We start from the raw sequence: 18,423 nt of genomic DNA on the forward strand, positions 1-18,423 counted from the left end.
CTCGTCACACCGGTGACGAGGGCAGTTCTGCGTTGTAGGATCAGCTGGCTGTATGTGGGGGGGAACGTATTTTCGATGCGCCCACTGTGTGGTGTTCCAGTGGGCGTTTTTCTCTCTCCTTCGAGTGCAACTACCCGGCGCCGTACTCGCGTTGCGCCGCGTCGATCGAAGGGATTCTTGAGTGACATCTGGCAGACGGAAGGGCTTCATCACCTTCCCCGCGGCGGTCGCCGCGCTCGCGCTGGGAACCGCGGCCCTGTCCGCAGTCCCCGCGCAGGCCACCGACACGCCCCAGCCGGCCGGAAAGCAGAGCGTTCAGCAGCGCTCGACGGCCTCGCAGGCCGAACTGCGCGAAACCGTCAAGGGTTCGGTCGCGGAGCTGCAGCAGGGCGAGTCCGGTACACCCGCAGAGGCGGACAACGGCTCGGAGCCCACGCCGGAGGCTTCGGGGCGGACCATCGACCCGAAGATCATCGGTGGTACTCCCGCCACGCTCACCGAGGCCCCGTGGATGGTGCAGCTGCACTACTACGACGACAAGGGCACCGCCGACGAGTCCGATGACGAGGGCTACTTCTGCGGGGGCACGCTCGTCGCCCCGGCGAAGGTCCTCACCGCCGCGCACTGCGTGGACGGTCTGGACTGGCAGGCGAACGGAGCCGTCCTCGGCGGCACCGCGCAGCTTCCGGTCGGCGACGACCTCCACGGCGGTACGGCGGTCGGCGTCTGGCGTCAGTGGGTCAACCCGAACTACGACGCCGCCGCCATCAAGGGCGACGTCGCCGTTCTGACGCTCGGCTCGGCGCTCCCGTACAAGACGCTGCAGCCGGCAGCGTCCGGTGACACGGCGCGCTACAAGAGCGGTACCCCGGCGACCGTCTACGGCTGGGGGCGCACCAGCTCCACCAGCGACGACATCTCGCCGACCCTGCTCAAGGCCTCCGTGCCCGTGCAGGCGGACTCGGCGTGCTCCGGTTACTTCGGCAGCGACTTCGTCGCGGGGCAGATGGTCTGTGCCGGAACGCCGGCCAGTGGCCAGGACGCCGGTACGGTCTCGCCGTGCAACGGCGACTCGGGCGGGCCGCTCGTGGTCAACGGCCGGATCGCCGGTGTCGTCTCGTGGGGAACGATCGACTGCGTGGCAGCGGGTGCGTACGGCGTGTACGCCAAGACCGCCACCTTCGCCGGGCTGGTCAACCCCCGCATCGACGACGCCAACCTCAACTTCGACGACAAGGCGGACCTGTTCGCCCGCGCGTCGACGGGCGAGGGCTTCAACTACTACTCGCGGGGCACCTCGGTCGGCAGCCGCGAGTCGGTGGGCAACTGGGAAGGCATCAACCTGGTCCGCCAGGCCGATGTCAACCGTGACTTCTTCCAGGACTACGTCTACCGCACCACGGCGGGCGAGCTCTGGTGGTGGGGTTACGACAGTGCCGCCGATGCGTACACCGAGCACAAGATCGGTACCGGCTGGACCAACCTGCGCAACATCACCTTCACCGGTGATGTGACGGGCGACGGTCTGGTGGACCTGACGGCCAACGACTCGGCCGGCAAGCTGTACCTGTGGACGGGCCGGGGCAACGGCACGTTCGCACCCAAGGTGCAGATCGGTGTCGGCTGGAGCACGTACCAGGTGTACGGCAAGGGCGACTACAGCGGGGACGGCAAGCCGGACCTGATCGCCCGCGACGGCCAGGCGGTGCTCTGGATGTACAAGGGCACCGGTTCCGCCTCCGCCCCGTTCTCCGGACGCGTCAAGGTGGGCAGCGGCTGGAACTTCACCGCGTACGCCACGACCGGTGACGTGACGGGTGACGGCCGCGCCGACTTCATCGTCCGTGACACCGCGGGCGAGCTCTGGGCGTACAAGAGCACGGGCTCGGCCACGGTTCCGTTCGCCACCGCGGCGAGGATCAAGCTCGGCACGGGCTGGAAGTCCTACAGCCTGCTCGGCTGATTGTTCATCGCAGGCCGGAACCGGCCCCGGACCTTCGTGGTCCGGGGCCGGTTCCTCTTTCCCCGGCCCGCTTCCCCGGCCCGCTTCCCGGCCTGCTTCCCCGGACCGCCGGACTGCCCCGGTCGGTCATGAACTGTCCGTATATTTCTTGACTTTTGCCCTGTTCGCTCCCACCGGGAGACCTTTCCCACAGCGGTGCACCCGGTGACCCGCCGGGCCGCGTCCCGGTGCCGCGCGGAGAACGCGCAGGTGAGGCCCTCGATTCGAGGGCGCGCCCGGAGCGGGGGAGGCCCTCGTGGCGCCGGGACCACTCACCCGGGCCCCACGTCCGCCTGTGCAACTCTTTTCCCTGCTTCGGGGTCCGACACGGTGTCGACACGGCCACAGCCGAGCCTCTTCGCGAGGCGGCAGGGCAGCAGGGAGCAGCCGACGACCGAGGGAGTCGCATGAGCGAGCAGAGCAGGAGCACCGGCCGAATACGCGGCACCGGCAGCCGCCGCAGGAAACCCTCGCGGGGCCGCCGGATGAAGGCCGTGGCGCTGTGGACCGCCGCCGCGGTGGTCGTGGCCGGAGGATCCGGGCTCGGCTACGCGTACTTCAAGCTCAACGGCAACCTCAAGGGCGTCAACATCAACGCCGCCCTGGGTACCGAGCGACCCGACGACGTGGACAACGGTTCGCAGGACATCCTGGTGCTGGGGTCGGACTCCCGCTCCGGCGCGAACTCCGCGTACGGCGCCGACCAGGGCTCCGCACGTGCGGACACCGCGATGATCGTCCATGTCAACGAGGGGCACACCTCCGCGAGCGTGGTCTCCGTCCCGCGGGACACCCTCGTCGACCGTCCCGCCTGCACGAGCGACACGACCGGGAAGCAGGTCGGTGCGGAGCACGAGACGATGTTCAACTCCGCCTACCAGGTCGGCGGACCCGCCTGCGCGGTGAAGACGGTCGAGTCGATGTCGGGCATCCGCATGGACCACTACGTCGAGGTCGACTTCACCGGGTTCAAGAAGCTCGTCGACGAGCTCGGCGGCGTCAGGATCACCACCTCGCAGGCGATCGACGACCCCGACAGCCATCTCGCGCTGAAGCCCGGCCCGCACACCCTGAGCGGGGAGCAGTCGCTCGGCCTCGTCCGTACGCGCCACGACGTCGGCGACGGCAGCGACCTGGGCCGCATCCAGCTCCAGCAGGCCTTCGTGAAGGCGCTGATGGACCAGGCGAAGAGCGTCGGGGTGTTCTCGAACCCCAAGACGCTCTTCGGCCTCGCCGACACCGCGACGAAGGCCGTCACCACCGACTCGGAGCTGGCGTCGGTCAAGAAGCTCACCGGCTTCGCCAACGGCCTGAAGGGCCTCGGCTCCGAGAACGTCCGCATGGTCACGCTGCCCGTCGAGTACGACCCGGCCGACCCGAACCGTGTGCTGCCGCAGGAGAAGGCGGACCAGCAGGTGTGGGCGGCGCTCAAGAAGGACCTGCCGATCCCCGCGTCCGCCACCGCGAAGTCGGCCGGCGACAAGGGCGAAGCGGGAGACGTCGTACGGTAACGGCGTTTTCCGTCACCGGCCGGTCGCGGAGTGTTCCCGCAAGCGTGCGGGAATATGCGCGGCCGGTCCCCCGTTTTGGGAGATACGGCCGGTCCTGGCAGACTGGTACGTCGGCCCCGGTTCACGGACGCGCAATCCGCGCGTACGACCCGGCGCCCTCCCGAAACTAGGAGACACCTTGAAGCGCGACATTCACCCCCAGTACGTCGAGACCCAGGTCAGCTGCACCTGCGGTGCGTCGTTCACCACCCGGAGCACCATCGACAACGGTGCGATCCGCGCCGATGTCTGCTCCGAGTGCCACCCGTTCTACACGGGCAAGCAGAAGATCCTCGACACCGGTGGCCGTGTGGCCCGCTTCGAGGCCCGCTTCGGCAAGGCTGCCGGCTCCGCCGCCAAGTAGCGAGCCAATGCGCCGGTTCCCGGCGCCCTCTCACGGGGGCGCCGGGGCCGGCGTTTTTTCCGGCTGTGCGGTCCGGGGCGTCCTCCGGGCGCACGGTCGGCAGCACGCCGTCCAGCAGGCCCGCAGACGTATGACGCACGGAACCAGGAGCCCGAAGATGTTCGAGGCGGTCGAGGAACTGATCGGCGAACACGCCGATCTCGAGAAGAAGCTCGCCGACCCGTCGGTCCACGCCGACCAGGCCAACGCGCGCAAGCTCAACAAGCGCTACGCGGAGCTGACCCCGATCGTCTCCACGTACAGGTCCTGGAAGCGGACCGGTGACGACATCGGAACCGCGCGCGAGTTCGCCGCCGACGACCCCGACTTCGCCGCCGAGGTCAAGGTCCTGGAGAAGCAGCGCGAAGAGATCACCGAGAAGCTCCGGCTCCTCCTGGTCCCGCGCGACCCCAGTGACGACAAGGACGTGCTCCTGGAGATCAAGGCGGGCGCGGGCGGCGACGAGTCGGCCCTGTTCGCCGGCGACCTGCTGCGCATGTACCTGCGGTACGCGGAGCGCGTCGGCTGGAAGACCGAGATCATCGACTCCACCGAGTCCGAGCTCGGCGGCTACAAGGACGTCCAGGTCGCCGTGAAGACCAAGGGCGGCAACGGTGCCACCGAGCCCGGCCAGGGCGTCTGGGCCCGGATGAAGTACGAGGGCGGCGTGCACCGTGTGCAGCGCGTGCCCTCCACCGAGTCCCAGGGCCGTATCCACACCTCCGCCGCCGGTGTGCTCGTCACGCCCGAGGCGGAGGAGGTCGACGTGGAGATCCACGCCAACGACCTGCGCATCGACGTCTACCGCTCCTCGGGACCCGGCGGCCAGTCCGTCAACACCACCGACTCCGCGGTCCGCATCACGCACCTGCCGACCGGCGTCGTCGCCTCCTGCCAGAACGAGAAGAGCCAGCTCCAGAACAAGGAGCAGGCCATGCGCATCCTGAGGTCCCGGCTGCTGGCCGCCGCCCAGGAAGCGGCCGAGCAGGAAGCCTCCGACGTCCGCCGCAGCCAGGTCCGTACCGTCGACCGGTCCGAGAAGATCCGCACGTACAACTTCCCGGAAAACCGGATCTCGGACCACCGCGTCGGCTTCAAGGCGTACAACTTGGACCAGGTGCTCGACGGGGACCTCGACGCCGTCATCCAGGCCTGCGTGGACGCCGACTCCGCCGCCAAGCTCGCCGCCGCATAAGCTGCGCCCCGCCCCGCACGTGAACCTGTACGGAGAACCGCGATGAACCTGCTGCTCGCCGAGGTGGCCCAGGCCACCCAGCGGCTGGCCGACGCCGGTGTCCCCTCGCCGCGATTCGATGCCGAGGAACTCGCCGCATTCGTGCACGACGTCAAGCGGGGCGAACTGCACCATGTGCCGGACGCCGACTTCGACGCCCGCTACTGGGAGACCATCGCCCGCCGCGAGGCCCGCGAACCGCTCCAGCACATCACCGGCCGCGCCTTCTTCCGCTACCTGGAGCTCCAGGTCGGCCCCGGCGTCTTCGTGCCCCGCCCGGAGACCGAGTCGGTCGTCGGCTGGGCGATAGACGCAGTCCGCGCGATGGACGTCGTCGAACCGCTGATCGTCGACCTCTGCACGGGATCGGGCGCCATCGCCCTCGCCATGGCGCAGGAGGTGCCGCGCTCGCGCGTGCACGGCGTGGAGCTGTCCGAGGACGCCCTGCGCTGGACGCGGAAGAACGCCGAGGGGTCCAGGGTCACCATCCACCGGGGAGACGCTCTGAGCGCCCTTCCCGAGCTCGACGGCCAGGTCGACCTCGTGATCTCCAACCCGCCGTACATCCCGCTCACCGAGTGGGAGTACGTGGCGCCCGAGGCCCGCGACCACGACCCCCAGATGGCGCTCTTCTCCGGCGAGGACGGCCTCGACACCATCCGGGGCATCGAACGCACCGCGCACCGCCTGCTGCGGCCCGGCGGTCTCGTCGTCATCGAGCACGCCGACACCCAGGGCGGCCAGGTGCCGTGGATCTTCACCGAGGAGCGGGGCTGGGCCGACGCGGCCGACCACCCCGACCTGAACAACCGGCCCCGGTTCGCCACGGCACGCAAGGCCATGCCGTGACCACCGGGACACCGGAAGCGCACGACCCCTACCCGCCAGACCCGTACATGTCCGAGGAGGCCGGCTGATGGCACGGCGATACGACTGCAACGACGCGACCGACCGTACGACCGGCCTGCGTGAAGCCGCGTCCGCCGTCCGCCGCGGCGAACTGGTCGTGCTGCCCACGGACACCGTGTACGGGATCGGCGCGGACGCCTTCAGCTCCGAGGGCGTCGCCGACCTTCTCGACGCCAAGGGCCGTGGCCGCAACATGCCGACGCCCGTGCTGATCGGCTCCCCGAACACCCTGCACGGCCTGGTCACCGACTTCTCCGAGCAGGCGTGGGAGCTCGTCGACGCCTTCTGGCCCGGCGCCCTCACCCTCGTGGCCAAGCACCAGCCCTCGCTGCAGTGGGACCTCGGTGACACCCGGGGCACCGTCGCCATCCGGATGCCGCTGCACCCGGTCGCGATCGAGCTCCTCACGGAGGTCGGCCCGATGGCCGTCTCCAGCGCCAACCTCACCGGACACCCCTCGCCCGAGGACTGCGACGCGGCCCAGGAGATGCTCGGCGACTCCGTGTCCGTCTACCTCGACGGCGGTCCGACCCCCGGCATCGTCCCGTCCTCCATCGTCGACGTCACCGGGAACGTCCCGGTGCTGCTGCGGGCCGGTGCGCTGTCCGTCGAGGACCTGCGGAAGGTAGTACCTGACCTCGAGGTGGCCAATTGACCGCCCCTGAGGGGCGTGGCATAGCGGGACGACACGACACTTTCCGCATCCTCCACGTCAGCACCGGCAACGTCTGCCGCTCGCCCATCACCGAGCGGCTGACCCGCCATGCCCTGGTGGACCGCCTCGGCGATCCGCTCAGTGGCGGCCTGATCGTGGAGAGCGCGGGCACCTGGGGGCACGAGGGCGCGCCCATGGAGGCCAACGCCGAGGTCGTTCTCGCCGACTTCGGCGCCGACGCCACCGGTTTCGTCGGCCGCGAGCTGCTCGACGAGCACGTGATCCGCGCCGACCTGGTCCTCACCGCCACCCGCGACCACCGCGCCCAGGTGATCTCCATGGGCCACTCGGCGGGCCTGCGGACCTTCACGCTCAAGGAGTTCACCCGGCTCGTCCGGGCGATCGACCCCGCGACGCTGCCCGACGCCCGCGAGGAGGGCGTCGTCGAGCGCGCCCGCGCGCTGGTGCGCGCCGCGGCGGCTCTGCGCGGATGGCTGCTGGCGCCCACCGCCGAGGCGGACGAGGTCTACGACCCCTACGGCGCCCCGATCACGTTCTTCCGCTCCATCGGCGACGAGATCAACCAGGCGCTCGATCCCGTGGTGACCGCGCTGACGGGCGTGCGCGACCCGCACTGACACCGCTTGGCGCCGCGGGATCCGGCCCCGCGCCCGCCCACGGCTACGCGGACCCCTACCTGCGGGCACCCCGGGCGCCGAGTGCGCCCGACCGGCGTACGGCGCCGCACGGCGGCAGGCAAGGGGCCCGGAGCGGGCCTACATTGGATCTGAAGCCAGCGCACCCCTTCCCAGGCCCGGAGCCGTCAGATGCCGGTCACCACTCCAGCCGCACCCGCAGCCGTGCCCCCGTCCGACACCGCGCTGCCGCAGGACTTCGGCGCGCTGGCCCGACAGGATCCGGAGATCGCCGCCATCCTGCTGGGTGAGGTCCGGCGCCAGTCGAGCACGCTGCAGCTCATCGCCGCCGAGAACTTCACCTCGCCCGCGGTCCTCGCCGCCCTCGGCTCCCCGCTCGCCAACAAGTACGCCGAGGGCTACCCGGGCGCCCGCCACCACGGCGGCTGCGAACAGGCCGACGAGGCCGAACGTGTCGCGGTCAGGCGGGCCATGTCGCTCTTCGGCGCCGAGCACGCCAACGTGCAGCCCCACTCCGGCTCCTCGGCGGTCCTGGCCGCCTACGCGGCGCTGCTGCGCCCCGGTGACGCGGTGCTGGCCATGGGACTCCCGTACGGCGGGCACCTCACCCACGGCGCCCCCGGCAACTTCTCCGGCCGCTGGTTCGACTTCACCGGATACGGCGTCGACCCCGACAGCGGAATCATCGACTACGCACAGGTCCGCGCCCTGGCCCGCGCCCGCCGCCCCAAGGCGATCGTCTGCGGCTCCATCTCGTACCCCCGCCACCCCGACTACGAGACGTTCCGGGAGATCGCCGACGAGGTCGGTGCGTATCTGATCGCCGACGCAGCCCACCCGATGGGCCTGATCGCCGGGGGAGCGGCGCCCAGCCCGGTCCCGTACGCGGACGTGGTGTGCGCCACGACGCACAAGGTGCTGCGCGGGCCCCGCGGCGGCATGATCCTGTGCGGCGCGGAACTGGCCGAGCGGATCGACCGCGCGGTGTTCCCGTTCACCCAGGGCGGCGCCCAGATGCACACCGTCGCGGCCAAGGCCGTCGCGTTCGGGGAAGCGGCGACCCCGGCCTTCGCGCTCTACGCCCACCAGGTGGTCGCCCACGCGCGGGTGCTCGCCGCCGGCCTGGAGGCCGAGGGCTTCGAGATCACCACGGGCGGTACGGACACCCATATCGTCGTCGCCGACCCCGGCCCGCTGGGCGTCGACGGCCGCACGGCCCGGGAGCGGCTCGTCGCGGCGGGCATGGTGCTCGACACCTGCGCCCTGCCGTACGGGGACGCCCGCGGGATCCGGCTCGGCACCGCGGCCGTCACCACCCAGGGCATGGACGAATCCGACATGGCGCGGATCGCCGCCCTGTTCGGCGCGGCCGTACGGGAGGGGGCCGACGCCGAAGGCCTGCGGGCCGAGGTGCGCCGACTCACAGAGCGGAATCCGCCGTACCCGGGGTAGGCGATGTCTGTGCAACCATCACCCGTACCTTGGAGTCCTTGTTCATGAGACTAGGGTGTGGGGCTGAGATGGCCGGCGAAATCTGTGGGGCAGCCCGTGCGTGATTACCTGCTGACGCTCTGTGTCACGGCCGCAGTTACCTATCTGCTGACCGGGCCGGTGCGGAAGTTCGCCATCGCGGTCGGGGCGATGCCCGCGATCCGTGCGCGTGACGTACACCGAGAACCGACACCGCGGCTCGGTGGCATCGCCATGTTCGGCGGACTGTGTGCGGGACTGATCGTCGCGGACCACCTGTTCAACCTGAACGGTGTCTTCGAGCTCTCCAACGAACCGCGTGCGCTGCTGTCCGGCGCCGCCCTGATCTGGCTGATCGGCGTCCTGGACGACAAGTTCGAGATCGACGCCCTGATCAAGCTCGGCGGACAGATGATCGCCGCGGCGGTCATGGTCATGCAGGGTCTGACGATCCTGTGGCTGCCCATCCCCGGCGTCGGCACGGTCGCCCTCACCCAGTGGCAGGGCACGCTGCTCACGGTCGCGCTGGTCGTGATCACCATCAACGCGGTCAACTTCGTCGACGGCCTGGACGGCCTCGCGGCCGGCATGGTCTGCATCGCGTCCGCGGCGTTCTTCCTGTACACCTACCGCCTCTGGTACGGGTACGGAATCGAGGCGGCGGCCCCCGCGACGCTCTTCGCCGCGATTCTGATGGGCATGTGCCTGGGCTTCCTGCCGCACAACATGCACCCCGCCCGGATCTTCATGGGCGACTCGGGGTCGATGCTGATCGGCCTGGTGCTGGCCGCGGGTGCGATCTCCGTCACCGGACAGGTCGACCCGGACGCCATGAAGCTCTTCGAGGGCAGTGAGCGGCAGGCGACCCACGCGATGCTGCCCGTCTTCATTCCGCTGCTGCTGCCGCTGACGATCATCGCGATCCCGGCTGCCGACCTGGTGCTCGCGATCGTGCGGCGCACCTGGAACGGACAGTCGCCGTTCGCGGCCGACCGCGGGCACCTGCACCACCGGCTGCTGGAGATCGGGCACTCGCACAGCAGGTCCGTGCTGATCATGTACTTCTGGTCCGCGCTGATCGCGTTCGGCGCGGTCGGCTACTCCGTGCACTCGGCGTCGCTGTGGATCGTCCTGGTGATCGTGGGGCTCAGCGCCGTGGGTCTCGTGCTGCTGCTCATGCCGCGCTTCACCCCGCGCGCTCCCCGCTGGGCGGAGGCCTTCGTGCCGCCGCGCTACCGGCGCCGCGGCGCGGGCGAGGCGGAGGAGCAGGGTTCGCACACCGCTGCGGGGGAGGCCCCGAAGGATCAACAGGGGCCCGCAGGCTCGCAGATGGCCTCCGGGACCCCGGAACAGGTCCCCGTGGCCGTGGGCGTCTCCGGCGTCAACGGGGCGACCGCGATCGGCTCCCGTTCTCGGTTCAGCAATCGTGACCGCGCCGATTCGCCGCGTTGACGATTCGGACCCTGAGGCTCATTACCAGGCAAAGTGCCGTGTTGTCCTGCACACACGCGCGGAGTAACTCTCATGTGTGACAGTTGGCACACTTTCCAGGTAAAGACCTCATCAAATAGTTTGTGATACCGTTCACTAAGCCCGGTGACGGAGCCGAAGGACCCTAGTGAGACGGTCCATTGGCCCGAGGCATCGACTCGGACCGGGCCTACGCTCGTCCATGACGACACCACTGCCCACCCCCTGCACAAGCGGAGTTGCCGCCATGCCGTCCAACGACGTCCGGACTCTCCTCCAGGCCGCCGTGCCCACCGCTGTCGCCGGCGCTGTTGCCGCCGCGATCAGCGCCGGCATCGCCGGTGGCAAGGGAGCCCTGGGCGCGGTCGTTGCGACGCTGGTGGTGATCCTCTTCATGGGGATCGGACTCGTGGTCCTGCAACGGACCGCGAAGTCCCTGCCGCACTTGTTCCAGGCGATGGGGCTGATGCTGTATACGGCTCAGCTCCTGCTGCTGTTCATTTTCGTCGCCGTGTTCAAGGACACCTCGCTGTTCAACCCGAAGGCCTTCGCGATCACGCTGGTCGCGACGACTCTCGTGTGGATCGGCGCACAGGCGCGTGCGCACATGAAGGCCAAGATCCTCTACGTCGAACCCGAGTCCAGCGAGGGTGACAAGCCCAAGAAGACGGGCCCGTCGACGTGAAGGGTAGGGGCGGAATAAGGGCGCTCCCCGGACCCTGCTATCGTCCGGTTTCAACTGCGGCACTGCGGGCGCGGGCATGTGAGCTGACGCCTGCTCGATCGCGAGGCTCAATGCCTGACTGCCGCTCACACATTCGTAACACCAGTCCAGTGCCGAACCGCGGCCGTGCGCCGCGCCGACACATCGAGGTTGCCGTACCTATGCGCCACGCTGAAGGAGCCCGCGGTGAGTGCTGACCCGACACAGGTGCTCGCCTTCGAGACCGATTGCCACATCTTCGACGGTTGTGGTTTCCCGGCACCCGGCTTGCACTCGTTCCTGTTCGAGCCGCTGTGGGGTGACCCGGACAGCAACTTGTACTTCAACAAGCCGATGCTGCTGGCGCTCCTCGGCTCGCTCATCATCGTCGGTTTCTTCTGGGCGGCGTTCCGGAAGCCCAAGATGGTCCCCGGCAAGCTGCAGTCGGTCGCGGAGATGGGCTACGACTTCATCCGTCGCGGCATCGTCTACGAGACCATCGGCAAGCGCGAGGGCGAGAAGTACGTCCCGCTGGTCGTGTCGCTGTTCTTCTTCGTCTGGATGATGAACCTCTGGTCGATCATTCCGGTCGCCCAGTTCCCCGTGACGTCGATCATCGCGTACCCGATCGTGCTCGCACTGATCGTGTACGTGCTCTGGGTCAGCCTGACCTTCAAGCGGCACGGGTTCGTCGGCGGCTGGAAGAACATCACCGGCTACGACAAGTCGCTCGGCCCGGTGCTCCCGCTGGCGATGCTGATCGAGTTCTTCTCGAACCTGCTGGTCCGGCCGTTCACTCACGCGGTGCGACTCTTCGCGAACATGTTCGCCGGTCACACCCTCCTGCTGCTGTTCACGATCGCCAGCTGGTACCTGCTCAACGGCATCGGTATCGCCTACGCCGGCGTCTCGTTCGTGATGGTCATCGTGATGACCGCGTTCGAGCTCTTCATCCAGGCGCTTCAGGCGTACGTCTTCGTGCTCCTGACCTGCACCTTCATTCAGGGCGCGCTCGCCAAGCACCACTGAGCACCCGCACCCTGTCCCTCAGTCGTCCGGTGGCCAACCCCCACCGGTCCGTGAAAGAGAAGGAAGAACTGGCATGTCCCAGACCCTTGCTGCCGTCAGCGGCTCCCTCGGTTCCGTCGGTTACGGTCTCGCCGCCATCGGCCCCGGCGTCGGCGTCGGCATCATCTTCGGTAACGGCACCCAGGCTCTTGCCCGTCAGCCCGAAGCTGCCGGTCTCATCCGCGCCAACCAGATCCTCGGCTTCGCCTTCTGTGAGGCGCTCGCCCTCATCGGTCTGGTCATGCCGTTCGTCTACGGCACCTGATCCTCGGATCAGCAGACCGCCCACTAGACGAAAGGCACTGATATGAGCCAGCTGCTTACGGTCGCGGCTGAGGAGATGGAAAATCCCCTCATCCCGCCGATTCCAGAGCTCGTCATCGGCCTCATCGCCTTCGTCATCGTCTTCGGCTTCCTCGCCAAGAAGCTCCTCCCGAACATCAACAAGGTTCTGGAAGAGCGTCGCGAGGCCATCGAAGGCGGTATCGAGAAGGCCGATGCGGCCCAGACCGAGGCCCAGAGCGTTCTTGAGCAGTACAAGGCTCAGCTCGCCGAGGCCCGCCACGAAGCCGCCCGTCTGCGCCAGGAGGCGCAGGAGCAGGGTGCCGTCATCATCCAGGAGATGAGGACGGAAGGTCAGCGGCAGCGCGAAGAGATCATCGCCGCCGGCCACGCCCAGATCGAGGCCGACCGCAAGGCCGCGGCTTCCGCGCTGCGCCAGGACGTGGGCACGCTCGCCACCGCCCTGGCCGGCAAGCTCGTCGGCGAGTCCCTCGAGGACCACGCCCGGCAGAGCGGCACCGTCGACCGTTTCCTCGACGAGCTCGAGGCGAAGGCCGAGGCCGTCCGATGAACGGAGCGAGCCGCGAGGCACTGGCTGCCGCACGTGAGCGTCTCGACGCGCTGACCGACAACACGTCGGTCGACGCGGCGAAGCTCGCCGAGGAGCTGGCAGCCGTCACCGCGCTGCTCCACCGCGAGGTATCGCTGCGCCGGGTCCTCACCGACCCGTCGCAGGGCGGCGAGGCGAAGGCCGAGCTGGCCGGACGGCTGCTGCGCGGTCAGGTGGGCGGCGAAGCCGTCGACCTGATCTCCGGCATGGTCCGTTCCCGCTGGTCGCAGTCGCGTGACCTGGTCGACTCGGTCGAGGAGCTGGCGAACACCGCAGACCTCACCGCGGCCCAGCGCAGCGGCGCGCTCGACGACGTCGAGGACGAGCTGTTCCGGTTCGGCCGGATCGTCGGTTCCGACAAGGGACTGCGCTCCGCGCTGACCAGCCGGACGGCGTCCACCGCCGCCAAGGGCGAGCTGCTCCGCAGCCTGCTCGGCGGCAAGGCGCAGCCCGTCACCGAGCGCATCGTCACGCGTCTCGTGACCCAGCCCCGTGGACGTAGCCTGGAAGCGGGACTCGACTCCCTGTCCAAGCTCGCCGCGGAGCGCCGGGACCGCATGGTCGCCGTCGTCACCTCGGCGGTGCCGCTGTCCGATCGCCAGAAGCAGCGCCTCGGTGCCGCCCTGGCGAAGATCTACGGCCGGCAGATGCACCTGAACCTGGACGTGGACCCCGCGGTCCTCGGCGGGATCTCGGTGCGCGTCGGTGACGAGGTCATCAACGGCACGATCGCGGAGCGCCTCGAAGAGGCGACCCGCCGGATGGCCGGCTGACAGCGAGCAGCGCAACCGCACCAACTGAACGAGCAAGAACAGCGGCCCGGTTGGGCCGTGCAGAAATTGCAGAAGATTCCTGGGGGTCGCCCCCAGACCCCCTTAAGAAACTTCGGGCCCAACAAGGAGAGCAGGGAACCCAGATGGCGGAGCTCACGATCCGGCCGGAGGAGATCCGGGACGCACTGGAGAACTTTGTCCAGTCGTACCAGCCGGACGCGGCCTCGCGCGAGGAGGTCGGTACGGTCAGCGTTGCCGGCGACGGCATCGCGAAGGTGGAGGGCCTGCCCTCCGCCATGGCGAACGAGCTGCTGAAGTTCGAGGACGGCACCCTCGGTCTCGCCCTCAACCTCGAGGAGCGCGAGATCGGTGCGATCGTCCTCGGCGAGTTCAGCGGAATCGAGGAGGGCCAGCCGGTGCAGCGCACCGGTGAGGTGCTCTCCGTCGGCGTCGGCGAGGGTTACCTCGGCCGCGTCGTCGACCCGCTCGGCAACCCGATCGACGGTCTCGGCGAGATCGCGACCGAAGGCCGCCGCGCCCTCGAGCTGCAGGCCCCTGGCGTCATGGTCCGCAAGTCGGTGCACGAGCCGATGCAGACCGGCTACAAGGCCGTCGACGCCATGGTGCCGATCGGCCGCGGCCAGCGTCAGCTGATCATTGGTGACCGTCAGACGGGTAAGACCGCTCTGGCTGTCGACACGATCATCAACCAGCGCGACAACTGGCGCTCGGGCGACGTGAACAAGCAGGTGCGCTGCATCTACGTCGCCATCGGTCAGAAGGGCTCCACCATCGCCTCCGTGCGAGGTGCCCTGGAAGAGGCCGGCGCGCTCGAGTACACGACCATCGTCGCCGCCCCGGCGTCCGACCCGGCCGGCTTCAAGTACCTGGCGCCGTACACCGGTTCGGCCATCGGCCAGCACTGGATGTACGACGGCAAGCACGTTCTGATCATCTTCGACGACCTTTCGAAGCAGGCCGACGCCTACCGCGCCGTGTCGCTTCTGCTGCGCCGTCCGCCGGGCCGTGAGGCCTACCCGGGCGACGTCTTCTACCTGCACTCGCGTCTGCTGGAGCGCTGCGCCAAGCTCTCCGACGACATGGGCGCCGGTTCGATGACGGGCCTCCCGATCGTCGAGACCAAGGCGAACGACGTGTCGGCGTTCATTCCGACCAACGTCATCTCCATCACCGACGGCCAGTGCTTCCTGGAGTCCGACCTGTTCAACGCGGGTCAGCGTCCGGCGCTCAACGTCGGTATCTCGGTCTCCCGAGTCGGTGGCTCCGCCCAGCACAAGGCCATGAAGCAGGTTTCCGGCCGTCTGCGCGTGGACCTCGCCCAGTACCGCGAGCTGGAGGCGTTCGCCGCCTTCGGTTCCGACCTGGACGCGGCCTCCAAGGCTTCGCTGGAGCGCGGTAAGCGCATGGTCGAGCTGCTGAAGCAGCCCCAGTACGCCCCGTTCCCGATGGAGGAGCAGGTCGTCTCCGTCTGGGCCGGCACCACGGGCAAGATGGACGACGTCCCGGTCGAGGACATCCGCCGCTTCGAGGGCGAGCTGCTGGAGTACCTGCGCCGTGAGCGCAAGGACCTCCTGACCAGCATCGCCGAGGGCGGCAAGATGTCCGACGACACGCTGCAGTCGATCGCTGACGCGATCGCCGCCTTCAAGCAGCAGTTCGAGACCTCGGACGGCAAGCTTCTGGGCGAGGGCTGATCGATGGGCGCTCAGCTTCGCGTTTACAAGCGCCGCATCCAAGCCGTCACCGCGACCAAGAAGATCACCAAGGCGATGGAGATGATCGCCGCCTCGCGCATCGTCAAGGCGCAGCGCAAGGTGACGGCGTCGATGCCGTACGCGACCGAGCTCACCCGCGCGGTGACCGCGGTGGCGACCGGCTCCAACACCAAGCACCCGCTCACCACCGAGGCCGACGCCCCGGTGCGGGCCGCGGTCCTGCTCCTCACGAGCGACCGCGGTCTGGCCGGCGGCTACTCCTCCAACGCCATCAAGGCGGCGGAGCGGCTGCGGGAGCGGCTGGCGGCCGAGGGCAAGGAGGTCGACACGTACATCGTCGGCCGCAAGGGTGTCGCCTACTACGGGTTCCGTGAGCGCAAGGTCGCGGAGTCGTGGACCGGCTTCACCGACAGCCCGGAGTACGCGGACGCCAAGAAGATCGCCGCGCCCCTGATCGAGTCCATCCAGAAGGACACGGCCGAGGGCGGCGTCGACGAGCTGCACATCGTCTACACCGAGTTCGTGTCGATGATGACGCAGAACGCGGTCGACGGCCGGATGCTGCCGCTCTCGCTCGACCAGGTCGCGGAGGAGAGCGGTGCGAAGGACGAGATCCTTCCGCTGTTCGACTTCGAGCCGTCGGCCGAGGACGTCCTCGACGCTCTTCTGCCGCGCTACGTCGAGAGCCGCATCTACAACGCACTGCTGCAGGCAGCCGCTTCCGAGCACGCTGCCCGCCGCCGCGCGATGAAGTCGGCGACCGACAACGCCGGGGATCTGATCAAGAGCCTTTCCCGGCTTGCCAACGCGGCCCGCCAGGCCGAAATCACCCAGGAAATCAGCGAGATCGTCGGCGGTGCAGGTGCGCTGGCCGACGCGTCCGCGGGGAGTGACAAGTAATGACGACGACAGTTGAGACGGCCGCTGCCACGGGCCGCGTCGCCCGGGTCATCGGCCCGGTCGTCGACGTGGAGTTCCCCGTCGACGCGATGCCGGAGATCTACAACGCCCTGCACGTCGAGGTCGACGACCCGGCCGAGGCCGGCGCTCGTAAGACGCTGACCCTCGAGGTCGCCCAGCACCTGGGTGACGGCGTGGTCCGCGCGATCTCGATGCAGCCCACCGACGGTCTGGTCCGCCAGGCCCCGGTGACCGACACCGGCAAGGGCATCATGGTGCCGGTCGGTGACATCACCAAGGGCAAGGTGTTCAACACCCTCGGTCAGATCCTGAACGAGCCCGAGGCCGAGTCTCAGATCACCGAGCGCTGGCCGATCCACCGCAAGGCCCCGGCCTTCGACCAGCTCGAGTCCAAGACCGAGATGTTCGAGACCGGCCTGAAGGTCGTCGACCTGCTGACCCCGTACGTCAAGGGCGGCAAGATCGGTCTGTTCGGTGGTGCGGGCGTCGGCAAGACGGTCCTCATCCAGGAAATGATCATGCGTGTGGCGAAGCTGCACGACGGTGTGTCGGTGTTCGCCGGTGTCGGCGAGCGCACCCGTGAGGGCAACGACCTCATCGACGAGATGACCGACTCGGGCGTCCTGGAGAAGACCGCGCTGGTCTTCGGCCAGATGGACGAGCCGCCGGGCACCCGTCTTCGGGTCGCGCTGTCCGCCCTGACCATGGCGGAGTACTTCCGCGATGTGCAGAAGCAGGACGTGCTGCTCTTCATCGACAACATCTTCCGCTTCACGCAGGCCGGTTCCGAGGTCTCCACGCTGCTCGGCCGTATGCCGTCCGCAGTGGGTTACCAGCCGACCCTGGCCGACGAGATGGGTGTGCTCCAGGAGCGCATCACCTCGACGCGTGGTCACTCGATCACCTCGATGCAGGCGATCTACGTCCCCGCGGACGACCTGACCGACCCGGCCCCGGCCACCACGTTCGCCCACCTCGACGCGACGACGGTTCTTTCCCGTCCGATCTCCGAGAAGGGCATCTACCCGGCCGTGGACCCGCTGGACTCCACGTCCCGCATCCTGGACCCGCGCTACATCGCGCAGGACCACTACGACACGGCCAGCCGCGTCAAGGGGATCCTGCAGAAGTACAAGGACCTCCAGGACATCATCGCGATCCTCGGTATCGACGAGCTGGGCGAGGAGGACAAGCTCGTTGTCCACCGTGCCCGTCGCGTCGAGCGCTTCCTGTCGCAGAACACCCACGCCGCCAAGCAGTTCACCGGCCTGGACGGTTCGGACGTGCCGCTCGACGAGTCGATCGCCGCGTTCAACTCGATCTGCGACGGTGAGTACGACCACTTCCCCGAGCAGGCGTTCTTCATGTGCGGTGGCATTGAGGACCTCAAGGCCAACGCCAAGGAGCTCGGCGTCTCCTGAGCCTCCGGCTCACCGAGGGGGGTGGGTGTGTCCCGCCCCCCTCACCACGCCCCGTAGAATTGACCCAACACCCGGCATGACCGCCGGGTGGTGACCCGAGGAGCCACCCTTGGCTGCTGAGCTGCATGTCGAGCTGGTCGCCGCGGACCGCAGTGTCTGGTCCGGCGAGGCCACCCTCGTTGTCGCACGTACCACGTCCGGCGACATCGGCGTCATGCCCGGTCACCAGCCGCTCCTGGGTGTGCTGGAATCGGGCCCGGTGACGATCCGTACGAGCGACGGCGGGACTGTTGTCGCCGCTGTGCACGGCGGTTTCATCTCGTTCGCTGACGACAAGCTCTCGCTGCTGGCGGAGATTGCCGAGCTTGCGGACGAGATCGACGTCCAGCGCGCCGAGCGTGCGCTGGACCGTGCGAAGTCGGACACGGACGCCGCCGCCGAGCGGCGTGCCGATGTGCGACTGCGTGCGGTGGCGGTGCACTAGCACCCCCACGATGTGTTTTTTAACTCAGCCGCGGCCCGAGCTGGAATTATCCAGACCGTGCCGCGGCTGAGGCGAT

At 68.7% G+C, this 18,423-nt stretch carries 18 protein-coding genes; all 18 read left to right on the forward strand.

What is annotated here, in order from left to right; genetic code table 11:
• Positions 1-181 precede the first annotated feature (181 nt).
• The gene (locus tag ACFQ6X_RS30565; protein ID WP_383186190.1) at positions 182-1,963 is read left to right on the forward strand and encodes a trypsin-like serine protease; all 1,782 of its coding nucleotides are present in this window, start codon (positions 182-184) and stop codon (positions 1,961-1,963) included.
• Positions 1,964-2,409: 446 nt separating this feature from the next.
• Positions 2,410-3,513 (forward strand): LCP family protein, encoded by a 1,104-nt coding sequence (locus ACFQ6X_RS30570; RefSeq protein ID WP_383186193.1) that lies wholly within the window; start codon positions 2,410-2,412, stop codon positions 3,511-3,513.
• A 178-nt stretch (positions 3,514-3,691) separates the two neighbouring features.
• A complete protein-coding gene (gene rpmE / locus ACFQ6X_RS30575) occupies positions 3,692-3,916 on the forward strand; it encodes a 50S ribosomal protein L31 (protein WP_328905900.1) in 225 nt (74 codons plus the stop codon).
• A 157-nt stretch (positions 3,917-4,073) separates the two neighbouring features.
• Positions 4,074-5,150 carry a peptide chain release factor 1 gene (gene prfA, locus ACFQ6X_RS30580; protein ID WP_205022357.1) on the forward strand — a complete coding sequence of 359 codons (1,077 nt, stop codon included), beginning with the start codon at positions 4,074-4,076 and terminating at the stop codon, positions 5,148-5,150.
• Positions 5,151-5,192: 42 nt separating this feature from the next.
• The gene (gene prmC, locus ACFQ6X_RS30585) at positions 5,193-6,038 is read left to right on the forward strand and encodes a peptide chain release factor N(5)-glutamine methyltransferase (protein WP_329207327.1); all 846 of its coding nucleotides are present in this window, start codon (positions 5,193-5,195) and stop codon (positions 6,036-6,038) included.
• 67 nt (positions 6,039-6,105) lie between these two features.
• Positions 6,106-6,753: an L-threonylcarbamoyladenylate synthase gene (locus ACFQ6X_RS30590; protein ID WP_383186195.1), complete on the forward strand. Its 648-nt coding sequence runs from the start codon at positions 6,106-6,108 to the stop codon at positions 6,751-6,753.
• Positions 6,750-7,391 carry a protein-tyrosine-phosphatase gene (locus ACFQ6X_RS30595; RefSeq protein ID WP_351165903.1) on the forward strand — a complete coding sequence of 214 codons (642 nt, stop codon included), beginning with the start codon at positions 6,750-6,752 and terminating at the stop codon, positions 7,389-7,391. The genes ACFQ6X_RS30590 and ACFQ6X_RS30595 overlap by 4 nt, the downstream gene beginning before the upstream one ends.
• 189 nt (positions 7,392-7,580) lie before the next feature.
• Positions 7,581-8,861 (forward strand): serine hydroxymethyltransferase, encoded by a 1,281-nt coding sequence (glyA, locus tag ACFQ6X_RS30600; protein ID WP_383186197.1) that lies wholly within the window; start codon positions 7,581-7,583, stop codon positions 8,859-8,861.
• A gap of 84 nt (positions 8,862-8,945) precedes the next feature.
• Positions 8,946-10,331, forward strand: coding sequence for an MraY family glycosyltransferase (locus ACFQ6X_RS30605; protein ID WP_383186199.1), 1,386 nt, complete (start codon positions 8,946-8,948; stop codon positions 10,329-10,331).
• A 265-nt stretch (positions 10,332-10,596) separates the two neighbouring features.
• The gene (locus tag ACFQ6X_RS30610; protein ID WP_329207318.1) at positions 10,597-11,034 is read left to right on the forward strand and encodes a hypothetical protein; all 438 of its coding nucleotides are present in this window, start codon (positions 10,597-10,599) and stop codon (positions 11,032-11,034) included.
• A 225-nt stretch (positions 11,035-11,259) separates the two neighbouring features.
• Positions 11,260-12,081, forward strand: a complete 822-nt coding sequence (gene atpB / locus ACFQ6X_RS30615; RefSeq protein WP_383186202.1) for a F0F1 ATP synthase subunit A — start codon at positions 11,260-11,262, stop codon at positions 12,079-12,081.
• A gap of 73 nt (positions 12,082-12,154) precedes the next feature.
• On the forward strand, positions 12,155-12,385 hold the full coding sequence (atpE, locus tag ACFQ6X_RS30620; protein ID WP_073889576.1) for an ATP synthase F0 subunit C: 231 nt from the start codon (positions 12,155-12,157) through the stop codon (positions 12,383-12,385).
• Positions 12,386-12,427: 42 nt separating this feature from the next.
• Positions 12,428-12,973 carry a F0F1 ATP synthase subunit B gene (locus ACFQ6X_RS30625; protein WP_329207314.1) on the forward strand — a complete coding sequence of 182 codons (546 nt, stop codon included), beginning with the start codon at positions 12,428-12,430 and terminating at the stop codon, positions 12,971-12,973.
• On the forward strand, positions 12,970-13,785 hold the full coding sequence (locus ACFQ6X_RS30630) for a F0F1 ATP synthase subunit delta (RefSeq protein WP_383186204.1): 816 nt from the start codon (positions 12,970-12,972) through the stop codon (positions 13,783-13,785). Before ACFQ6X_RS30625 ends, ACFQ6X_RS30630 begins: the two co-directional genes overlap by 4 nt.
• Positions 13,786-13,928: 143 nt before the next feature.
• Positions 13,929-15,500 (forward strand): F0F1 ATP synthase subunit alpha, encoded by a 1,572-nt coding sequence (gene atpA / locus ACFQ6X_RS30635; protein ID WP_329207311.1) that lies wholly within the window; start codon positions 13,929-13,931, stop codon positions 15,498-15,500.
• A 3-nt stretch (positions 15,501-15,503) separates the two neighbouring features.
• On the forward strand, positions 15,504-16,421 hold the full coding sequence (locus ACFQ6X_RS30640) for a F0F1 ATP synthase subunit gamma (RefSeq protein ID WP_329207309.1): 918 nt from the start codon (positions 15,504-15,506) through the stop codon (positions 16,419-16,421).
• On the forward strand, positions 16,421-17,863 hold the full coding sequence (gene atpD, locus ACFQ6X_RS30645; protein WP_329207307.1) for a F0F1 ATP synthase subunit beta: 1,443 nt from the start codon (positions 16,421-16,423) through the stop codon (positions 17,861-17,863). Before ACFQ6X_RS30640 ends, atpD begins: the two co-directional genes overlap by 1 nt.
• Positions 17,864-17,972: 109 nt before the next feature.
• Positions 17,973-18,347: a F0F1 ATP synthase subunit epsilon gene (locus tag ACFQ6X_RS30650; protein WP_329207305.1), complete on the forward strand. Its 375-nt coding sequence runs from the start codon at positions 17,973-17,975 to the stop codon at positions 18,345-18,347.
• Positions 18,348-18,423: the final 76 nt, after the last annotated feature.

This window comes from Streptomyces sp. NPDC056452 (assembly GCF_042796085.1).
Lineage (GTDB): Bacteria > Actinomycetota > Actinomycetes > Streptomycetales > Streptomycetaceae > Streptomyces.

Excerpts from the sequence above, each read along its gene's own strand:
- ACFQ6X_RS30640 (WP_329207309.1), top strand. The coding sequence starts at position 15,504 with ATGGGCGCTCAGCTTCGCGTTTACAAGCGCCGCATCCAAGCCGTCACC.
- prmC (WP_329207327.1), top strand. The coding sequence starts at position 5,193 with ATGAACCTGCTGCTCGCCGAGGTGGCCCAGGCCACCCAGCGGCTGGCC.
- atpA (WP_329207311.1), top strand. The coding sequence starts at position 13,929 with ATGGCGGAGCTCACGATCCGGCCGGAGGAGATCCGGGACGCACTGGAG.
- ACFQ6X_RS30625 (WP_329207314.1), top strand. The coding sequence starts at position 12,428 with ATGAGCCAGCTGCTTACGGTCGCGGCTGAGGAGATGGAAAATCCCCTC.
- prfA (WP_205022357.1), top strand. The coding sequence starts at position 4,074 with ATGTTCGAGGCGGTCGAGGAACTGATCGGCGAACACGCCGATCTCGAG.
- atpD (WP_329207307.1), top strand. The coding sequence starts at position 16,421 with ATGACGACGACAGTTGAGACGGCCGCTGCCACGGGCCGCGTCGCCCGG.
- ACFQ6X_RS30590 (WP_383186195.1), top strand. The coding sequence starts at position 6,106 with ATGGCACGGCGATACGACTGCAACGACGCGACCGACCGTACGACCGGC.
- ACFQ6X_RS30570 (WP_383186193.1), top strand. The coding sequence starts at position 2,410 with ATGAGCGAGCAGAGCAGGAGCACCGGCCGAATACGCGGCACCGGCAGC.
- atpE (WP_073889576.1), top strand. The coding sequence starts at position 12,155 with ATGTCCCAGACCCTTGCTGCCGTCAGCGGCTCCCTCGGTTCCGTCGGT.
- ACFQ6X_RS30610 (WP_329207318.1), top strand. The coding sequence starts at position 10,597 with ATGCCGTCCAACGACGTCCGGACTCTCCTCCAGGCCGCCGTGCCCACC.
- glyA (WP_383186197.1), top strand. The coding sequence starts at position 7,581 with ATGCCGGTCACCACTCCAGCCGCACCCGCAGCCGTGCCCCCGTCCGAC.
- ACFQ6X_RS30630 (WP_383186204.1), top strand. The coding sequence starts at position 12,970 with ATGAACGGAGCGAGCCGCGAGGCACTGGCTGCCGCACGTGAGCGTCTC.